Source organism: Asticcacaulis sp., assembly GCF_047605585.1.
Lineage (GTDB): Bacteria > Pseudomonadota > Alphaproteobacteria > Caulobacterales > Caulobacteraceae > Asticcacaulis.
The window spans coordinates 225,015-243,222 of the sequence record NZ_JASGFK010000002.1; the positions used below are offsets into that span (position 1 = coordinate 225,015).

At 60.8% G+C, this 18,208-nt stretch carries 16 protein-coding genes; 6 read left to right on the forward strand and 10 right to left on the reverse strand.

From position 1 onward, the window contains the following. Position 1: 1 nt before the first annotated feature. A complete protein-coding gene (locus QM647_RS06855; protein ID WP_414994763.1) occupies positions 2 to 865 on the forward strand; it encodes a cytochrome c1 in 864 nt (287 codons plus the stop codon). 180 nt (positions 866 to 1,045) lie between these two features. Here the strand turns inward: QM647_RS06855 and ychF are convergent, their stop codons facing one another. The 8 genes from ychF to lgt all read right to left on the reverse strand — a co-directional run bounded on the left by ychF (position 1,046) and on the right by lgt (position 9,350). After that, positions 1,046 to 2,158, reverse strand: coding sequence for a redox-regulated ATPase YchF (gene ychF, locus QM647_RS06860; RefSeq protein ID WP_414994764.1), 1,113 nt, complete (start codon positions 2,156 to 2,158; stop codon positions 1,046 to 1,048). Positions 2,159 to 2,225: 67 nt separating this feature from the next. Further along, complete coding sequence (gene pth / locus QM647_RS06865) at positions 2,226 to 2,858, reverse strand: aminoacyl-tRNA hydrolase (RefSeq protein ID WP_414994765.1); 633 nt, start codon at positions 2,856 to 2,858, stop codon at positions 2,226 to 2,228. A gap of 138 nt (positions 2,859 to 2,996) precedes the next feature. Beyond that, positions 2,997 to 3,596 carry a 50S ribosomal protein L25/general stress protein Ctc gene (locus tag QM647_RS06870; RefSeq protein WP_414994766.1) on the reverse strand — a complete coding sequence of 200 codons (600 nt, stop codon included), beginning with the start codon at positions 3,594 to 3,596 and terminating at the stop codon, positions 2,997 to 2,999. 173 nt (positions 3,597 to 3,769) lie between these two features. Beyond that, on the reverse strand, positions 3,770 to 5,050 hold the full coding sequence (locus QM647_RS06875; protein ID WP_414994767.1) for a hypothetical protein: 1,281 nt from the start codon (positions 5,048 to 5,050) through the stop codon (positions 3,770 to 3,772). Positions 5,051 to 5,337: 287 nt separating this feature from the next. Continuing rightward, entirely contained in the window at positions 5,338 to 6,273 is a 936-nt protein-coding gene (locus tag QM647_RS06880; protein WP_414994768.1) for a ribose-phosphate pyrophosphokinase, read from the reverse strand. Between the two features lie 159 nt (positions 6,274 to 6,432). Then, positions 6,433 to 7,212: a peptidoglycan editing factor PgeF gene (gene pgeF / locus QM647_RS06885; protein ID WP_414994769.1), complete on the reverse strand. Its 780-nt coding sequence runs from the start codon at positions 7,210 to 7,212 to the stop codon at positions 6,433 to 6,435. 163 nt (positions 7,213 to 7,375) lie between these two features. Further along, complete coding sequence (locus QM647_RS06890) at positions 7,376 to 8,452, reverse strand: class I SAM-dependent methyltransferase (protein WP_414994770.1); 1,077 nt, start codon at positions 8,450 to 8,452, stop codon at positions 7,376 to 7,378. Further along, positions 8,445 to 9,350 (reverse strand): prolipoprotein diacylglyceryl transferase, encoded by a 906-nt coding sequence (gene lgt / locus QM647_RS06895; protein WP_414995216.1) that lies wholly within the window; start codon positions 9,348 to 9,350, stop codon positions 8,445 to 8,447. The genes QM647_RS06890 and lgt overlap by 8 nt, the downstream gene beginning before the upstream one ends. Positions 9,351 to 9,586: 236 nt before the next feature. Between lgt and QM647_RS06900 the strand changes: the two genes are divergently transcribed. From QM647_RS06900 to proC, 3 genes are all read left to right on the forward strand, one after another. Further along, positions 9,587 to 9,850, forward strand: a complete 264-nt coding sequence (locus QM647_RS06900; protein ID WP_414994771.1) for an accessory factor UbiK family protein — start codon at positions 9,587 to 9,589, stop codon at positions 9,848 to 9,850. 18 nt (positions 9,851 to 9,868) lie between these two features. Further along, positions 9,869 to 10,426 (forward strand): YbjN domain-containing protein, encoded by a 558-nt coding sequence (locus tag QM647_RS06905; protein WP_414994772.1) that lies wholly within the window; start codon positions 9,869 to 9,871, stop codon positions 10,424 to 10,426. An 89-nt stretch (positions 10,427 to 10,515) separates the two neighbouring features. Then, positions 10,516 to 11,319 carry a pyrroline-5-carboxylate reductase gene (proC, locus tag QM647_RS06910; RefSeq protein ID WP_414994773.1) on the forward strand — a complete coding sequence of 268 codons (804 nt, stop codon included), beginning with the start codon at positions 10,516 to 10,518 and terminating at the stop codon, positions 11,317 to 11,319. A 56-nt stretch (positions 11,320 to 11,375) separates the two neighbouring features. Here the strand turns inward: proC and QM647_RS06915 are convergent, their stop codons facing one another. Next, positions 11,376 to 12,494 (reverse strand): phytase, encoded by a 1,119-nt coding sequence (locus tag QM647_RS06915; RefSeq protein ID WP_414994774.1) that lies wholly within the window; start codon positions 12,492 to 12,494, stop codon positions 11,376 to 11,378. Between the two features lie 96 nt (positions 12,495 to 12,590). Between QM647_RS06915 and QM647_RS06920 the strand changes: the two genes are divergently transcribed. Both QM647_RS06920 and QM647_RS06925 read left to right on the forward strand, forming a co-directional pair. Further along, a complete protein-coding gene (locus QM647_RS06920) occupies positions 12,591 to 15,164 on the forward strand; it encodes a TonB-dependent receptor (protein WP_414994775.1) in 2,574 nt (857 codons plus the stop codon). A 95-nt stretch (positions 15,165 to 15,259) separates the two neighbouring features. Then, the gene (locus QM647_RS06925) at positions 15,260 to 16,888 is read left to right on the forward strand and encodes an NAD(P)/FAD-dependent oxidoreductase (RefSeq protein WP_414994776.1); all 1,629 of its coding nucleotides are present in this window, start codon (positions 15,260 to 15,262) and stop codon (positions 16,886 to 16,888) included. Here the strand turns inward: QM647_RS06925 and QM647_RS06930 are convergent. Beyond that, positions 16,885 to 18,177 (reverse strand): ATP-binding protein, encoded by a 1,293-nt coding sequence (locus QM647_RS06930; protein WP_414995217.1) that lies wholly within the window; start codon positions 18,175 to 18,177, stop codon positions 16,885 to 16,887. The genes QM647_RS06925 and QM647_RS06930 overlap by 4 nt on opposite strands. Positions 18,178 to 18,208 lie beyond the last annotated feature (31 nt).

Sequence of the window (18,208 nt, forward strand, 5' to 3'; positions counted from 1 at the left end):
CATGACCACTCTCATGACGAAATCCCTTAAAGTCGTGGCGGGCCTCGCCGTGGTGTTTTCCCTGACCGCCGGCGCTCATGCCATGGCCAGCGAAGGCTACAAGGAGCCGGAGGATCATCACTTCACCTTCGAGGGGCCCTTCGGCACCTTCGATCAGGCCCAGCTGCAGCGCGGCTACAAGGTCTATCGCGAGGTCTGTTCGGCCTGTCACTCGATGCACCTGATGTCGTTCCGCAACCTCGGCCAGAAGGGCGGCCCCTTCTACGACCCGAAGTACAAGAACCCGAATGATAACCCGGTGGTCAAGCAGATTGCCTCCGAGTTCGATATTCCCGATATCGACCCGGATACCGGCGATGACATCACCCGCAAGGGCACGACCTCCGACCGTTTCCCGTCGCCCTTCAAGAACGAGGAGGCGGCCAAGGCCTCCAACAGCGGCGCCATCCCGCCGGACCTGTCGGTAATCACCAAGGCGCGCGAAGGCGGGGCTAACTATGTCGCCTCGCTGCTGGCCGGTTTCCAGCCGGCGCCGGATGGCCTGACCGTGGCCGCCACCCAGCACTATAACCCTTACGTCCATGGCGCCCTGGCGACCTCGTGGCACGGCGATCCGCACAAGGTACCGCTGGGTGGGGTTCTGGCCATGCCGCCGCCCCTGGTGGCCGACAAGGTCTCCTACGATGACGGCACCAAGGCAACGCTTCGCCAGGAGTCGGAAGATGTCGCGGCCTTCCTGGAATGGGCCGGCGACCCGCACGCCACAGAGCGCAAGCAGATGGGCGTGGCGGTCATCGCCTTCCTTCTGCTGATGGCCGGCGTGACCTATGCGGCTTACCGTCAGGTCTGGCGCGGTAAACACTAAAGGCGGGAACGCCCTGACGGGCTGCAAACCGCCGTCTCGCTGCGTCATGCCGTCCCCGCACCGCGCGGCACAAAGAATAAAGAAAGCCCGCCGGAGATCGTCCAGCGGGCTTATCTTTTGATCCTCACCTGCAAAGCGGGGGAGGTGTCGGCGCGAACTCGCCGACGCAGGGGGTAACCTTTAAACGTTAAACCGGAAGTTCAGAACATCGCCGTCCTTGACCAGGTATTCCTTGCCTTCCTGACGGAACTTGCCGGCTTCCTTGGCGCCGGATTCGCCGTTGAACTTGACGTAGTCGTCATAGGCGATGGTTTCGGCGCGGATGAAGCCCTTCTCGAAATCGGTATGGATGACGCCGGCCGCCTGCGGGGCGGTATCGCCGACATGGATGGTCCAGGCGCGGGCTTCCTTGGGGCCGACCGTGAAATAGGATTGCAGACCCAGCAGCTTGTAAGCCTCGCGGATCAGGCGGTTCAGGCCGGGTTCTTCCAGGCCGAGGGTCTCTAAGAATTCGGTGCGCTCCTCGGCATCGAGCAGGGCGATTTCCGACTCGATCTGCGCCGAAATGACGACGCTGTTGGCGTGGTCGGTCTTGGCGCGTTCAGCCACCTTGGCAGAAAGGTCGTTACCGGTAGCGGCCGCGTCTTCTTCCACGTTACAGACATAAAGGGCGGGCTTGGAGGTCAGCAGTTGCAGCATCTCCCAGGCCTTGGTGTCTTCCTTGGAAATTTTACCGCTTTCGAAGGCCACGCGCGCCGGACGGCCATTGCGCAGCTGCTCCAGGGCGGCATTGATCAGGGAGACGGTGAGGGCGGCTTCCTTGTCGCCGCCGGACTTGGCGCGCTTCTCCAGGTTCGGCAGGCGTTTTTCCAGCGATTCCAGATCGGCCAGCATCAGTTCGGTCTCGATGATTTCGAGATCGGACAGCGGATCGATGCGGCCTTCGACGTGGGTGATGTCGGTATTGACGAAGCAGCGCGCCACGAAGGCGATGGCGTCGCAATCGCGGATATTGGCGAGGAACTGATTACCAAGGCCTTCGCCCTTCGAGGCGCCGCGCACCAGGCCGGCGATGTCGACGAAGTTCATGCGCGCCGGGATGATTTCCTTGGAACCGACGATCTTGGCCAGCACGTCGAGTCGCGGTTCCGGCACGGCGACATCGCCAGTATTGGGCTCGATGGTACAGAAGGGATAGTTGGCGGCCTGGGCCGATGCGGTCTGGGTCAGGGCATTGAACAGTGTGGACTTGCCGACATTGGGCAGACCGACGATAGCGACTTTAAGGGCCATGGAAAAAGCTTTTCAGAAAACGGAAATTGCGCCGTTCCCTAAAGCATTTTTCCTCGGCACACCAGTCCTAGCCGTCCTTTTGTGCGTTCAGTTGCCGCGTATCGAGCTTTGGCGCGGGCGCCTGGCGCATGACCTCAGTCGTGTAGCGTTCGGAAGCATCGGGCAGGCCGGAGAGCAACACGGGCAGGGCACGCACGCAGGCGTCATTGAAGGCGGTGAGCCAGCCCTGGTCAGCCTTGGCGAAGTCGCCAAGCACCCACGGCAGCACATCCTCCTTGGCGCCGGGATGACCGATACCCATGCGACCGCGCATGAAGTTGGGGCCGATATTGGCCATGATCGAGCGCAGGCCGTTATGGCCGGCATGACCACCGCCCATTTTCACGCGCAGGCGGCCAGGGGCGAGGTCGAGTTCGTCGTGGAAGACGATGACGCGTTCCGGCTTGATCTTGTAGAACTGCATGGCCTTTTGCACGCTCTGGCCGGAGAGGTTCATATAGGTCTGCGGCTTGAGCGCCAGCACCTTTTCCATGCCCTTGGCGGTCTCGATCTGTCCATCGGAGGTGATGCCGTCGAAGTTCTTCTTCTCGGGGCCGAAGGTAGCGCCGCGGATCAGTTCGTCGATCATCATGAAGCCGATATTGTGGCGGTTCTTCGCGTATTGCGCACCGGGATTGCCAAGGCCAACGATCAGATACACGGCGAACTCCTGAGACTAATGGGGTTTGGGGGGCGTGCCCCCATATCTTCTTCTATCCAATAAAAAAGACCCGTCCAGAGGACGGGCCTTCTTTTATTGGAAAAGCAAAGGACTTGGGGGCGCAGCCCCCAAACCCCATTAGCCTTCCGAAGCGGCTTCGGCTTCTTCGCTCTTCGACGCGCCCGAGGCGGTGATCGAGGCGACGACTTCAGCGCCGGCGACGTGCGCCTTGACGTCCGAAGGCAGCTTCAGGTCGGAGACGTGGACGCTCTGGCCGATTTCAAGGCCGGTCAGGTCGACAATGATGTCTTCCGGAATGTGATCGGCCGGAACCAGGATTTCCAGTTCGTGGATAGCGACGTTCAAGGCAGCGCCCTTCTTCAGGCCGGGCGACAGTTCGTGGTTCTTGAAGTGAACCGGAACCGAGATCTTGATCTGGGCGTGTTCATCGACGCGGTACAGGTCGAAGTGCAGCGGCACATCGGTGACCGGGTGGAAGTCGATCGACTTGGCGATGACCTTCTGCGTTTCCGAGCCGTACTTCAGCGTGACCAGGTGGCCGTTCAGCTTGCCGGTGTAGAGCGCCTTCTTGAAGGCGTTCAGGCTGACGGCGATCGCGACGGGCGCCTTGTCACCACCGTAGAGAATGCCCGGCACCTTGCCGGCATTGCGGGTTTCGCGCGCGCCACCGGTGCCGGTGCGCTCACGGATTTCAACGTCAAGAATGATATCGGCCATAGCCATAAACCTCATAAGAAATACGCCGGTGCCACGATTGGTCCGGCGGTCCGAATTTCTGGAGGCGGCCTCGATACACGACAATCCCTGCCAAGGCAAGGATCAGACACAAAAAAGCGGCAGGACGCTTGTCGCACCCTGCCGCTTTAAACCCAATCAGGCGAACCGGAAGATTACTTTTTCTTCTTGGCCGCGGTGCTGGTCTTCTTCTTGGCAGGAGCCTTCTTGACCGGCGCCGGCTTCAGATAGGGCTTCGGATCGCCATAGGCCGAGGTGCCATCGGCCTTGAAACCGACGCGGGTGACGGGCGCGAAGCTCAGCGCATTGCTCGACATCTTGCCGAGGCATTGGCCGGTGTCCATCAGTACGTGCTGGCCGACGCAGAAAACGTCCTCATAGTGCGGCTTGGCCACGGCCAGGCACTGATAGAGGTTGAGCTTGCTCATCTGCAGACAGCGCGGGCCATCGCCATCGTCCAGCAGGCTGGTCAGGGTCGGCAGGTTGTTTTCGCCGCCTTCACCGAGCAGGGCCAGGGCGGCGATAGTCAGAGCGCGGTTCACCGCCTGTGTATAGGGCTGATTGAACAGGTCCGGACGGTCGAACGCGCTGGTCGAGGCCGAGGTGGCGCTGGCCTCGGCCGGCGTCGGCGCGGTGCCGGCGTCAGGGATCAAGGCAGGGTTGCCGCCAATAACGGGGGTGGCTTGCGTGGCCTGGACCGGCAGACCGGTCTGAACCGTCGTCTGGCCGGTCGATTGGCCGGTATCGGCGCTGGTGACCAGGCCTTGGCCGGAAAGGGCGGCCGCCAGCAGCTTGGCGCTATCATCGCTCTGGACGCTGACCAGGGTTACGGAATTGCTCTTGGCCAGGGCCAGACGGCCGGCCGGATCAGCGATGAATTCCTTCGACCACTTGTCATGCTGGATGTCATAGGCCGCCTGCTTGACGCTCGAACCCGCCTTGTAGACCGACTGGCCGTCGCTGGAGAGCGCCAGGATAACGCGGCGGGCGGCGGCATCGGCGCCTGGGATGACGGCGGCATAGGCCGGATCGGCCAGAAGCTTGGCCTTGATATCGGCGCGCGTGACGTCATTGGCGGCATAGGTGCGCAGCATCGAGCGGAAGGCGGGCTCCTGCATGGCCACGACGGCGGCATAGGCGACCGCGCCATGGGCCAGCTGATTGGGCTCAAAAGATTCCGCCGAAGCCAGCTGCGTCTGGACGGAGGCGCCATCGACATACTGGCCCTTCATCGCCGAGGCCTTCTCGATATAGTCCTGATAGACCGAGGCGAGGTCGGTGATTTCGGAGGCAAGGGCGACTGGCGGGCCGGCGGGGGCCGGTGGCGGTGGCGGTGGCGGTGGTGGCGGTGCATCCGTGGCGCAACCGGCCAGAGTGATGGCAAAGCTAAGGGCGACCAGGCTGGTGCAAAAGCCCTTGGTGAGTGCCAGCTTCATACGCATATTCCCCTTTAGAGTCCAAGGTGTCCGCGAGTGGCCAGAGCCAGGCGGAGATAATCGATGTGTTGTTGCGAAAGGCGTTCACGCCCCCTCAGAAAGGCTTAACGCGTGTGGCGCAGTGTTCAACAGGAAAAACGCCGAAATTATGACGCGGCGCAACCTAAAGGGTTAATGGGCGCGAATGCAAAACAGCCCATTGTTTAATAAAAACAATGGGCTGTTCGGTTAATTGTGCGGTATTTCCGGCTTGAGGTGTCACGAAAAGTTTTCCGTGAGTCGCAAGCTTAATCGAAGAGTTTTGACACGGATTCTTCGTTGGCGATACGGCGGATGGCTTCGCCGATCAGCGGCGCCACGCCGACGATGCGCACCTTCGGGTGATTGCGGATCGTCTCGGTGGCTTCGATGGAGTCGGTGATCACCAGTTCCTTCAGCACGGATTTGTCGACCCGGTCCATAGCGGCGCCGGAGAGGACGCCGTGGCTGATATAGGCGGAAACCGATGTGGCGCCGCGCTCCAGGATCGCCTTGGCGGCGTTGACCAGGGTGCCGCCGGAATCGACGATATCGTCGAACAGGATACAGTCACGGCCGGTGACATCGCCGATGATGTTCATCACTTCGGATTCGCCGGCACGCGGGCGGCGCTTGTCGACGATGGCCAGGTCACCGCCAAGGCGGTCGGCCAGGGCGCGGGCGCGGACGACGCCGCCGACATCGGGCGACACGATCATCAGTTCGGCCGACTTCTTGTAATTGGCCTGGATATCCTTGGCCATGAAGGGGATGGCGACCAGGTTGTCGGTCGGGATGTCGAAGAAGCCCTGAATCTGGCCGGCGTGCAGGTCCATGGTGAGCACGCGGTGAGCGCCGGCGCGGGTGATCAGGTTGGCCACCAGCTTGGCCGAGATCGGGGTGCGGCCACCGGTCTTGCGGTCCTGGCGGGCATAGCCGAAATAGGGGATGACGGCGGTGATGCGCTTGGCCGAGGCGCGCGTCAGGGCGTCGATGCAGATCAGCAGTTCCATCAGGTTGTCATTGGCCGGATAGCTGGTCGACTGGATGACGAAGACATCCTCGCCGCGCACGTTTTCATCGATGGTGACGAAGATTTCGTTGTCGGCGAAACGCTGGACACGCGCCTTGCACAGCGGCATGTCGAGATAATCGCCGATATTCTGGGCCAGGGTCCGGTTGGAATTGGCGGAGAGGAGTTTCATGTCGGCGTTTCCCATGACGGCTGTGAGGGGATTGGTCATCTGGGGCGGCTTTTAGCAGGGTAAGGCCGGGGTTCAAGACCAAAACGTCGTAAATAGTTAAAAATAACCGCTCCACGCTTTTATACCTCCCCGGCAAGCCGGGGAGGGGGGCAAGCAGGGCTAAGCCCGGATCATGATGCAGGAGATCAGGCGGCCATAATCGGGCTCGCCGGTCTTGACGGCACGGCGGTTGGAATAGAATTGCGCGCTGTCGGCACAGGTGTCGTGGCCGGTCGAGGCCGTCTCGGCGCAACCCGCGCGCTTCAGGCGCATCTGGCAGTAGCCCGGCAGGTCGAACATCCGCTTGTCGATCTCGCTGCCGGCAATGAAGAAGGCCCTGGATTCGGGATCTTCCTTGGCGAAAGTGGCCTCGTAATCGGCGCCGACCTCATAGGAGGCTTGCTGGATGCAGGGGCCGATGACCGCGCGGATGCGTTCAGCCTTGGCGCCCTGCTGGCACATGGCCTTGATGGTGGATTCGATAATGCCGCCGAGCGCGCCCTTCCAGCCGGCATGGCAGGAGCCGACCACGCGGCTTTGCGGATCGCAGAACAGGATCGGCGCGCAATCGGCCGACAGGGCGGAGAGGACAACGCCGGCGCGGGCGGTCACCAGGCCGTCGGCCTCCGGACGTTCGCCCTGGAAGGGCTCATTGACCTTCAGAGCGATATTGGAATGAATTTGGTAGAGCGACAGGAGGTAGTTTTCCGGCCGTCCGAAAGAGGCCGCCACGCGCTTGCGGTTTTCCAGCACGGCGTCCTGGTCGTCGTTCGAGCCGAGGCCGAGATTGAGGCTGCCATAGATATCCTGCGAGACGCCGCCATGACGGGTGAAGAAGCCGTGTTGAATCTGGGCGAGGTCGAGGAGGGGGTGCAGGATACGCGAAGGCAGCAGGGACATGGGGAAACCTGTAAGTATAATAGAAACGGTAATCGCGGGTCGTTAAGACCGCGATGGCCGGCAACGTGGATGTCTGTGTTCTGGTACCGCCATCAAGGCGGAGGGCTGCGGCGGTTTTGTGTCCGCTATCGGGCCGAAGGCGCTTTTTGCACTTGTTTTTATCCTACAGGTCCGGGGCAGCTGCTTCAAGCGCGAAGAGGTTAACAGCGGGCGGGAAGGCGAGGCCCAGAACCTTGAATAGCGTGCCCATCTGGTCCGGTGCCATCAGGCGATCGTATTGGCGCTGAAGCTTTTCCGCATGGTCCGGATTACGCTGCATAAGCGCCGCGTGGCGCGCATCGATACCCAGCTGCTGAAGGAAATTCCGCTGGGTAACAATCGGGCTGACTTTGGCGCCGGTTCTGGCCGCCACGGCCGCGACGGAGGGAAAATCGGCCCAGACGGTCAGGTCGTGCTGGCCGGGGGCTTCCAGGGGATCGTGCTTCTGGTGCCGGTAAAGCGCCTGTAGTGTATCGCCGGGTTCGGGCTGGTCGCGGCCGTAATCGATCAGCAGGGCGGCGCCGGTGGCCTGTTTCAACAGCAGGGCCAGATTTTCGGCCAGGCGGGTCTGGGCCGGTGAAATCTCGACCAGATCGCCGATGGCCGCCTCGAACGGCGGCGCAAAATCCTCACCGGCCGGCACCAGTCCGAAGGCCAGGGCGCCGTCCTGCAGGCCGATGCGGCGCTCGAACCAGCCGGTCTCAGTGCGCACAAACTGCCGCGCGGGCAGACAATCGAGCAGTTCGTTGGCGATCAGGATCACCGGCAGGTCTTCCGGCACCTGATCGATTGAGGGCAGGAAGGTCGCCGACGGCACCTTATCCGCCTGCAGGGCGCGCAGGCGCTGCGAAGGCTCCACCAGTGTAACCTTTGCGGCCTCTGGCAGGCCGGGCACGCGTGCCACCACCCGCAGGATATCGCTCGTCAGGGTGCCATTGCCACCGCCGATTTCCACCAGACGGAAGGCGGCCGGCGAACCCAGGGCCTGCCAGGTCTGCGCCACCCAGACACCGATCATTTCGCCGAACATCTGCGAAATCAGCGGTGCGGTAAGGAAGTCACCCTCGGCCCCCAGCGCAACATGTTTCGTATAGTAGCCATCGACCGGATCGAGCAGGCAGGCGGCCATATAGGCATCCACCGGCAGGGGGCCATCGAGCGTGATCTGTTCGATCAGGCGATCTTTCAGAGAGTTAGCCATCAAGCTCGGTGGTCTCGGCGGGCACTTCAGGTTCGGGCTCGGGCGCCGGTTCCGGTGTCTTGAGTGCGCGCCAGATCAGGAAGCCGCCAGCGGCCACCATGATCAGGGACAGCGACTGTCCCATAGTGATGACATTCTTGAAGAAGGGCAGCATCTGCGCGTCGGGTTCGCGGACGTTTTCCAGCAGGATACGGATCAGGCCATAGCCGGCGATGAAGGTGCCGGTGATCAGGCCGGGGCGATTGAACTTGCGGTAGACATTGGCCAGCACCCACAGCAGGATGAACAGCAGCAGGCCTTCGCCCAGGGCTTCATAAAGCTGGCTGGGGTGACGGGGCTCCAGCCCTGCCGGGCAGATGTCGTTATATTGCTTCTCGATGTACTGATTACAGAAGACCATGCCCCAGGGCACATGGGTGACGCGACCCCACAGTTCGCCATTGATGAAGTTGGCGATGCGGCCGAAGAACAGGCCGATCGGTGCGGCGCAAGCCAGGAGATCGCCGAGATTGAGCAGGCGGGGCAGGGAAAATTTCTGGACACGGCAATAGATCAGGGTGGCCACGACAACGCCGGTGAAACCGCCATGGAAGGACATGCCGCCATGCTGGATCATGAAGACTTCGAGCGGCTGTTTCCAGATGATCGAGGCGTCATAGAAGAGAATGTAGCCGATGCGCCCACCGAAGATGATGCCGAGCGTGAGCCACAGGATCAAGTCATCGAGCTGGGTGTTGCTGACGGGTGGCCTGCGAGGCGCCCACAGGGCGTCCTTCTTGATCAGGGAAGAAACATAGAGCCAGCCACAGACAATACCCGCTATGTAAGCAATGGCATACCAGCGAATTTCCAGCGGCCCCAGATGCAGCATCACTGGATTAATGTTTGGCATGTTCAGGGGCATAAAGTCTCCATATGTGTTCCGAAGTCATCGATTCCGACAAGGGCAAGCGCCCGCCGCCGCTGATGCGGCGAGCCTGCGCGGCCTCTGAGCGCATAATGCCCGTCTTTAACAACTTCCCTGTGACTCGTCGCCACAAAAGAGAAGCGGCCTCGCCAGAATCATGAAAAGTTTGTTGGAAATAAGATAAGGGCCTATATAGACGGCACCTGATCTTCAATGGAGCCTCCGCCATGCAAAGCCAAAATCCCTTCTTCGACGAACTGGCCAAGATGACCACGGGCGCCATGTCGCTGGCTCAGGCGGCGGGCGAAGAGGCCAAGGCCGCCTTCCGCGCGCAGGGCGATCGCTTCGTGGCTGATATGGATCTGGTGCGCCGCGATGAAATGGACGCTCTGAAGGCCGAGGTTGCCGAACTGCGTGCGATGGTTGCTGCCTTGTCGGTAAAACCAAAGGGCAAGGTCGTAAAGCCAGACGTCGACCTGCCGCAAGACTAATTCTCAAAGAAAACTGACATGAATACCCCGCAAACTCTCGACAGCGATGCCCCGTTCGATCCGCTCGACATGGTGGAATCCATCCTGACCGAGGAAGGTCTGGAATTTGAGCGCACGCCGGAAGGCGATCTGGGTTTTGCCCTGGCGGGGGACTGGCGCACCTACGAGATGTGGTTCTCGTGGCGGCCGGAAGGCGAATGCCTGCAACTCTGTTGTTCGCTCGATGTCGAGAGCGGTGTCGGCAAGCCGTTGGCGGAAAACCGCCTGGCAGGGCTTTACGAGCTGCTGTGCCTGATCAATTCGCATGTCTGGTTCGGCCACTTCGAGGTCTTCCGCGATACGGAAGCCGCCGATGGCCAGGGCGCGTCGCAGGGTGGCTATGATGTCATTTTCCGCCATACCGTCGCGCTCAATCCGCTCGACCGGACCTCGGTGACCATCAGCGCGCACATGATCAACAGTGCCGCCGAAGCGGTCGATCGTTTCTTCCCGGCCTTCGATTTCTGGTTCAAGGGCGTCAATACGGCGTCCGATGCCTTCGCGGCCTGCCTGTTCGAAACGCGCGGCGAGGCCTGATTTTAGCGTTCGAAGGCCCTTTGGGCGCTTGTGCCAATGATTTGTGACGCTTATTAAGACAGACCTGTTCTGTCTGAGGATTCCCACACATGAGTCTCGCCAAACCGATCCTGCTTGTGGGCGCTGGTGCGCTCGGTTCGTCGATCCTGAAAGGCTTTCGCGTCCAGGGGCATGTCACCCCTGCCGATGTGATGATCCTGGACCTGAAGCCTGGCGATGAAGCGCAAGCCTATGCCGCCGATGGCGCCCAGCTCAATCCGCAGCCAGAGACCTGGCACAGGGCTAAGACCATCATCCTGGCCGTCAAGCCGCAGGGCTGGCACGCCGTGGCGCAGATCCTCAAGCCGAACATCAATCCGGACGTGGTCTTTGTTTCGGTCATGGCCGGGGTCACGACGACCCAGCTCAAGCAGGCTTTCGCTAATCATTCGATCGCCCGCGTTATGCCGACCACGGGTGTGGCGACCGGCAAAGGCGTGGCCAGTCTGTATGCCGATACGGCCGCCGGTATGGATGCGGCGCGCGGCCTGTTCGCGCCCATGGCCCAGACGGTCGAACTGGCTGACGAGGACCAGATCAATTCGGCCACCGCTGTTTCCGGTTCCGGTCCGGCCTATGTCTATGCCTTCGTGCGGGCCCTTGAAAAGGCTGGCCGCGCCAATGGCCTGTCCTCCAGCCATGCCCGCGACCTGGCGCGCGGTACGCTGATTTCGGCGGCGCGTCTGCTCGATGAAACCGGCGAAGAGCCGGATGCCCTGATCAAGAAGGTGGCCTCGCCTGGCGGCACGACTGAGGCAGCGCTCAATATTCTCTGCAAGCCGGGAGAAGGGCTTGACGAACTGATCCTGGCCTCGGTCGAGGCAGCGCACAAACGCTCGAAGGAACTGGGCTAATGAAAAGGCGGCTGTTTTGACAGCCGCCTTTCGTCTTTCTTATTGTATCTTCAGGCTTATTGTATCTTCAGAGCGTCGCGGACCGAGTTCCAGTCGACGATCTTGAAGTTCTGACGGACACGGGTCGTGGCCGGGGTTTCGCCGTCGGTATCGGAATCATCCTGCATTACCACCACGCCACGGCCATAGGGGCCGACCTGACCGCCCAGCGCCGCTACGCCGTCCGTGCCGGTGACCGCATCTATGCCATTGCCGGCAAAAACGGAGAAACGGCCCTGATAGACCGGCGTTTCGCCTTCCACGCGCCAGACGGCAAAGGCGCTGTCCCCCTGGGATGAGGCGATCAGGAAGGTTTGCGGGCCTTCACGTAGTAAGGTCAGGCCTTCGATATCGGCCACCAGCTTTTGCGACGGCAGGGTTTCGACCGCCGTGCGCGCCGTGCCGCTGGCCGGATCGAGATCGTATTGCCACAGAGCGGTGTTTTCCTCGGCAATATAAAGACGGCCGGGGGTGTCATCGATCACGCAGCCTTCGGACTGGCTGCCGACCGGGAACTGCCGGACGATCTCACCCTTTGGCTGGCCATTGTCGCTGGTGATAACCGACTGGGTGATATCGCCATCCTTGCCGACCATGACGAAGGTCAACTGGTTGGCCTTGGTCACGCCCATGCAGAAGCCATAGGCCTCGCTGGTCGGCATGGCCACGAAGCCCCAATAGGTGGTTTGCAGCGTGACGGGATCAAGCTTGAACAGCGCCGCGCCGCCCTTGACGCGATCGGAGGCGGCGATAACCGTTTCGGGCAGACCGGCGATGGTCAGGCCGCTGCGCAGATCGACATTGTTCATCGGGCCGACCGGCAGGAACTGGACCTGCTTGCCGCTCAGATCGTAGCTGTAAAGCCCGGCCTTCTTGTCGGTGGCATAGATCAGGGCGCGATTCGAATCTTTTGCATCGACCCAGATTTCCGGATCATCGGCACTGTCGAGATTATGCGTGGCCACCGCTTCGGTTTCCGCAGAGGCGAATAACGGTGTTCCGGTTCCGTGAGAGACCAGGGTTGAATCTGATATCAGCTCCTTATGTATAGGGGCGCAGGCTGACAAAGCAGCAACACTTATTAATACAAAGCGCTTTGTCATATTACTGTAATAAAACTTTCCGAAATCTATCATCTGCTGTCCCTATTAGCGTCCATATTCGGTTGATAGCAAAAATTTACATTCGGTGAACTGTAAATTTTTATCAGTATGGGGCTTTAAATGACTTACATGAAATATTTACTTGCTGGTGCGGCGATGACACCGCTGGCCTTTACCCTGTCAGCGCATGCGCAGGACACGGTTACGGCGGCTGCCGCTGCGGATGCGCCGGTCGAGGTTGTCGTTTTCGGCACGCGCAACGCCGAGCGCCAGTCGATGGGCCAGAAGAAGGCCGCGCTGGTCACCAAGGAAGTGGTCACCGCCAACGACGCCGGCAAGCTGCCGGACCAGAACGTTGCTGAAGTGGTGGCGCGTATGCCGGGCGTGGCCGTGGCCGACGACCAGGGCGAAGGCCGCTATGTCGTGATCCGCGGTCTGGATCCGGCGCTCGCCGCCGTACGCATCAATGGCCAGGATGCCGCTGCCCCCGAAACCGATACGCGTTCGGTGAAGATGGACACGATCCCGACCGGCCTGATCGGCAGCGTTGAAGTGATCAAGGACCAGACTGCCGAATACGACGCCAGCGCCATCGCCGGCGTGGTCAATGTCAAGACCCTCACCGCCTTCGACCGCAAGAAGCCCTTCCTGACCGCGCGTTACAGCGCCGGCTATATCGAGCTGAACGAAAAGACCTCTTACGATGCCGACCTGACCGCCGGAACGCGTTTTGGCGCGAACGGTGAATTCGGTATCGTGGCCGCTCTCAATGCGTCGCGCCGTGCGCAAGCCTCTGACAATCTGCAAGGCAGCGAATCCTGGGAAGACGTCAATGACAATGGCCACGTCGTGCCGGATGCCTGGAAACTGCGTGACTATTACGTCATTCGCAATCGCCAGGGCGCAGCGCTGAACTTCGACTACAAGCCGAACGATGACATCCATCTTTGGGCGCACACCCTGTTCTCGCATTTCACCGATATGGAACAACGCCAACAGTTTGGTGTTTCCTTCTCCAAAGCGACCTACAGCGACCAGACCGACACCACCGGTGACTACACTGCCGGCAAGGTCGCCAAGCGCGACGCCAAGTACCGTTATGAAGACGAGCATATCTCGACAGTCAATCTGGGCGGTGAATTCACCCTAGGTGCCGGCAAGCTCGAAGTGGACGTCACCAACTCGACCGCCATCAAGGACGATGATCCCCGTTACAACTTCTCTTATGTGACCAAGGGCAAGAAGGATGCCTCGGGCTCCTACGATCTGTCGGATGTCCTGTATACGGTGACGCCGAATGCCCTGGCCTATGACGCTTCGGACTATGTGGCGGATGAAGCCGAGCTGGAAGCCGACCACTATCGCGAAATCCTGAACCAGGGTTCGGCCGACTATACCCTGCCGACCAGCCTGTTCGGCGGCGACACCACCTTCAAAATGGGCGTGAAATATTCGGACCGCCACAAGCGCTCTAATGTCGAATATCGTCTGTATGACGTATCGGATTCGGACCTGTCGCTCGCCGACTATCAATCCTATACCGGCGCTACCCTTTATAACGGCAAGTACAACTTCGGTCCGACCGTCGACTTCCTGAAGTCGCTGGCCGCCGCCGAGGCTGCGGGCGTCCTGACCGACCAAAATCTGGAATGGGCCGATACCGCTGCCGGCGAACTGGGCAGCGACTACGATGTCAGCGAAACGGTTACGGCTGGTTATGTGCAGGCGACGATCAAAAACGGCGGCCTGACCGTTGTTCCGGGCGTTCGTGTCGAGCATACTTCGAATGAATCCGCCGCGAAGTCTTTCGATGCCGCCACTATCACTACGGTGGAAGGGCTGAATGTGCCGTTCAACAGCTTCGGCAAGAAGGATTATACGAACCTCTTCCCGTCGCTGGTTGGCCGTTATGATTTCAGCGGCAATTCGCTGGTGCGCTTCGCCGCCACCACCTCGATCGGTCGTCCCAACTACGTCGATCTCGCGCCGACCGTCTATTACGACAGCGATGCCGAAGAGCTGGAACTGGGCAATGCTGACCTGAAGCCGCTGACCTCGGTCAATCTGGATGCCGGTTACGAGCACTACTTCGCCAATAAGGGCATGATCTCGGTCGCCGCCTTCTACAAGTCGATCGATAATCCGATCTTCTCGACCGGTCACACGGCCGAAAATGAAACGATCAATGGTGTCGTCTATAATGATGTGCTGGTGACCCAGCCGAAGAACCTGAAGTCGGCCAAGGTTTCGGGCGTCGAATTCAACTACATCATGCAGTACGACATGCTGCCGGCGCCGTTTGACGGTCTCGGCACATCGTTCAACCTGACTGTGCAGGATTCGAGCACCGATGGGGCGCCGAACCGCACGGAAGATGTGGCTCTGATCAATACATCGGATGTGACCGGCACGGCCGAACTGACCTACGAAAAGTACGGCTGGAACGCCCGTATCGCCTATACCTATCGCTCTAAATATCTCGATACCCTGGGCGATACCAAGGCGACCGACATCTATACCGCTGCCAATGGCAAGCTGGATATGAAGATCGCTTACGCGGTGAATGCCAACTGGCAGGTCTTTGTCGAAGGCAAGAACCTGAACGAGGCCCAATGGCGCCGTTATATCGGTAATTCGCACCAACTGGTGGAAAATGAGTTCTACGGCCGTACCTATCGCGTCGGCGTCGCCGCGAAATTTTAAATCTTTTCAAGTGTGCTCAAACTTGGCCCCGCATTCGTGCGGGGCTTTTTTTGCGCCCGGTTGCACAGCGAGGGCATTGCCGGTAAAGCACCGCCATGCTGCGTATAACCGAACTGAAACTACCGCTCGACCATCCACCGGAGGCCCTGCCGGCCGCCATCTGCCAGCGCCTGGGTGTCGTGGCTGCCGAATTGCTGTCGTTCGAGGTCGCGCGCCGGGCCAATGACGCGCGCAAAAAGTCGGCCATCCTGCTGATCTATTCGGTTGATGTGGTCCTGAAGGACGAGGCCGCCGTGTTGGCGCGGCTGGCGGGTGATCCGTCCGTGAAGCCGACGCCGGATACCGAATATCGCTTTATCGGCCATGCGCCGGCCAATAGCTCGAAGCGCCGGCCTGTGGTCATCGGCGCGGGGCCCTGTGGTCTGTTCGCTGCCCTGATTCTGGCGCAGATGGGGCTGAAACCCATCATCCTTGACCGTGGCAAGGTGGTGCGCGAGCGCACCAAAGACACCTGGGGACTTTGGCGCAAGAGTGAGCTCAATCCGGAATCCAACGTCCAGTTCGGCGAGGGCGGGGCGGGCACTTTTTCCGATGGCAAGCTCTACAGCCAGATCAAGGACACACGCCATCTCGGTCGCAAGGTCCTGACCGAGTTCGTCAAGGCCGGGGCGCCGCCGGAAATCCTGACCGAGGCCCATCCGCATATCGGCACCTTCCGGCTGGTTTCGATGGTCGAGCATATGCGCCAGACCATCGAGGGGCTGGGCGGCGAATATCGCTGGCAGACGCGCGTGACCGATATCGACATTGAGGCCACTGGGGATGACAAGCGCCAGATACGCGGCCTGCATCTCCATGATGGCGGTTATCTGGAGGCCGATCAGGTGGTGCTGGCGGTCGGCCATAGCGCCCGCGATACCTTTTCTATGCTTCATGATCGCGGCGTCTTTATCGAGGCCAAGCCGTTTTCCATCGGCGTGCGTATCGAGCATCCGCAGTCGTGGATCGACATGGCGCGTTTCGGCGCCTGCGCTGGACACCCTGACCTTGGCGCGGCGGCCTACAGTCTGTCGCACCACTGCCGAAACGACCGCACGGTTTACAGTTTCTGCATGTGCCCCGGCGGACGCGTGGTTGCGGCGACCTCCGAACCTGGCCGCGTCGTCACCAATGGCATGAGCCAGTATTCGCGCAAGGAATTCAACGCCAATGCGGGATTCGTGGTTGGAATCGAACCGGAGCGCGACTATCCCGGCCATCCGCTGGCGGGGATTGAACTGCAACGCCGGCTGGAGGCGCAGGCTTTCGTGGCCGGCGGTTCCACCTATCAGGCGCCGGGACAGAAGGTGGGAGATTTCCTGGCCGGACGTGCCTCCACTGAATTTGGCGAGGTATTGCCGTCATACAAGCCGGGCGTCCGCCTGACCAATCTCGATCAGTGCCTGCCGGCGTTTGTGATCGAGGCGATGCGCGAGGCCCTGCCGGTCTTCGGCCGCCAGATCCGGCGCTATGACGATCCGGACGCCATGCTGACCGGCGTGGAGACGCGCACCTCGTCGCCCATTCGCATCACGCGCGGCAAGGATCTGCAAAGCCTGAATACCCAGGGTCTCTATCCGGCGGGCGAGGGGGCGGGCTATGCTGGCGGTATTCTCTCGGCCGCTATTGACGGCATCAAGATCGCCGAAGCCGTGGCGCGCGAATTGGTGGAAGTGGCGGCTTAAGCTTCCGATATTGGCAGGCTGATTACGGCGCGCAGGCCGCCCATCGGACTGATGTCCAGTGTCAGGTCGCCGCCATGGCCGCGTACGATATCGCGGGCGATGGCCAGGCCCAGCCCGACGCCCTTGATATTCTGGTTGCGCGATTCATCCAGGCGAGAGAAGGGTTTGAAGGCCTCCTCGCGCTTTTCCGGCGCGATACCGGGGCCGTCATCGTCGACGATCAGATGCAGCACATCGGCATCTGGCGTTTCGGCGTGAAAACGGACGTGCTTGCCGTAATGGAAGCCGTTCATGATCAGGTTCGTCAGGGCGCGCTGAACTGACATCTCGCGGATATTGACGCGCTGGTCTTCTGCCAAGGGGTCGGTTTCCAGCTTGTGGCCGGCGCGTGCCACGCTGTCAGCCACGCTGTCCATCAGGCCCTGGACGGAGACTGTTTCGGTTTCCTCGGCCATTTCGCCACGTGCGAAGGCCAGGTATTCATCGATCATGTAGGCCATTTCCGACACGTCCTGCTTCATGCGCTCGGTGGCGGTATCCTGCGTGGCCATGGCCAGTTCGAGCTTGAGGCGGGTCAGGGGCGTGCGCAGGTCGTGGCTGACCGAGGCGAGCAAGGTGGTGCGCTGTTCGATCTGCCGCTGGATGCGTGACTTCATTTCGATAAAGGCGCGGGCGGCCGAGCGGACCTCGGTAGCGCCGTAGGGCTTGAAGGCCGGATCGTCCTCGCCGCGCCCGAAGCGTTCGGCGGCCTGGGAGAGGCGCTCGATGGCGCGCACCTGATTGCGGATAAACAGCATGGCGACGGTGGTCAGGATGATGGTAGCGCCAAGCATGTAGAAGATGAAGATATAGCCGGTGGTGGCGAAGGCGCGGTCCTTTGGTGCGATAAAGCGCAGTATGCCTCCGTCTACCTGTACCCGGATATCGACATAGCCAGGATAGTAGGTGGTGTCGAACCAGTAGGGTTCGTCCAGCTGATCGCCCAGGGCCTTGTCCATGGTGCGGTTCAGCGCCAGGAAAATCGAGGCCCGGCGTGATTTGGGAATCTGAACGTCCTTGCGCAGGCTGATCGACAGCTGCATGCTCTTTTCAGCCTGATTACTGATCTTGCGAAGGTTCTCCGGGGTCGGGTCTTCTTCGTAGGCATGGACGGCCCAGGCAACATCGCCCGCCAGGCCTTCGGAAAGCTTGGCAGTTACGATTTCCCAGTGTTTGTCGAAGAACATCCAGGTGATCGCGATCTGCATGATGGCGATCGGCAGGACGATGATCAGCAGGACGCGCGCCATCAGGGTGCGCGGGAACTTCCGCTTCAGAACG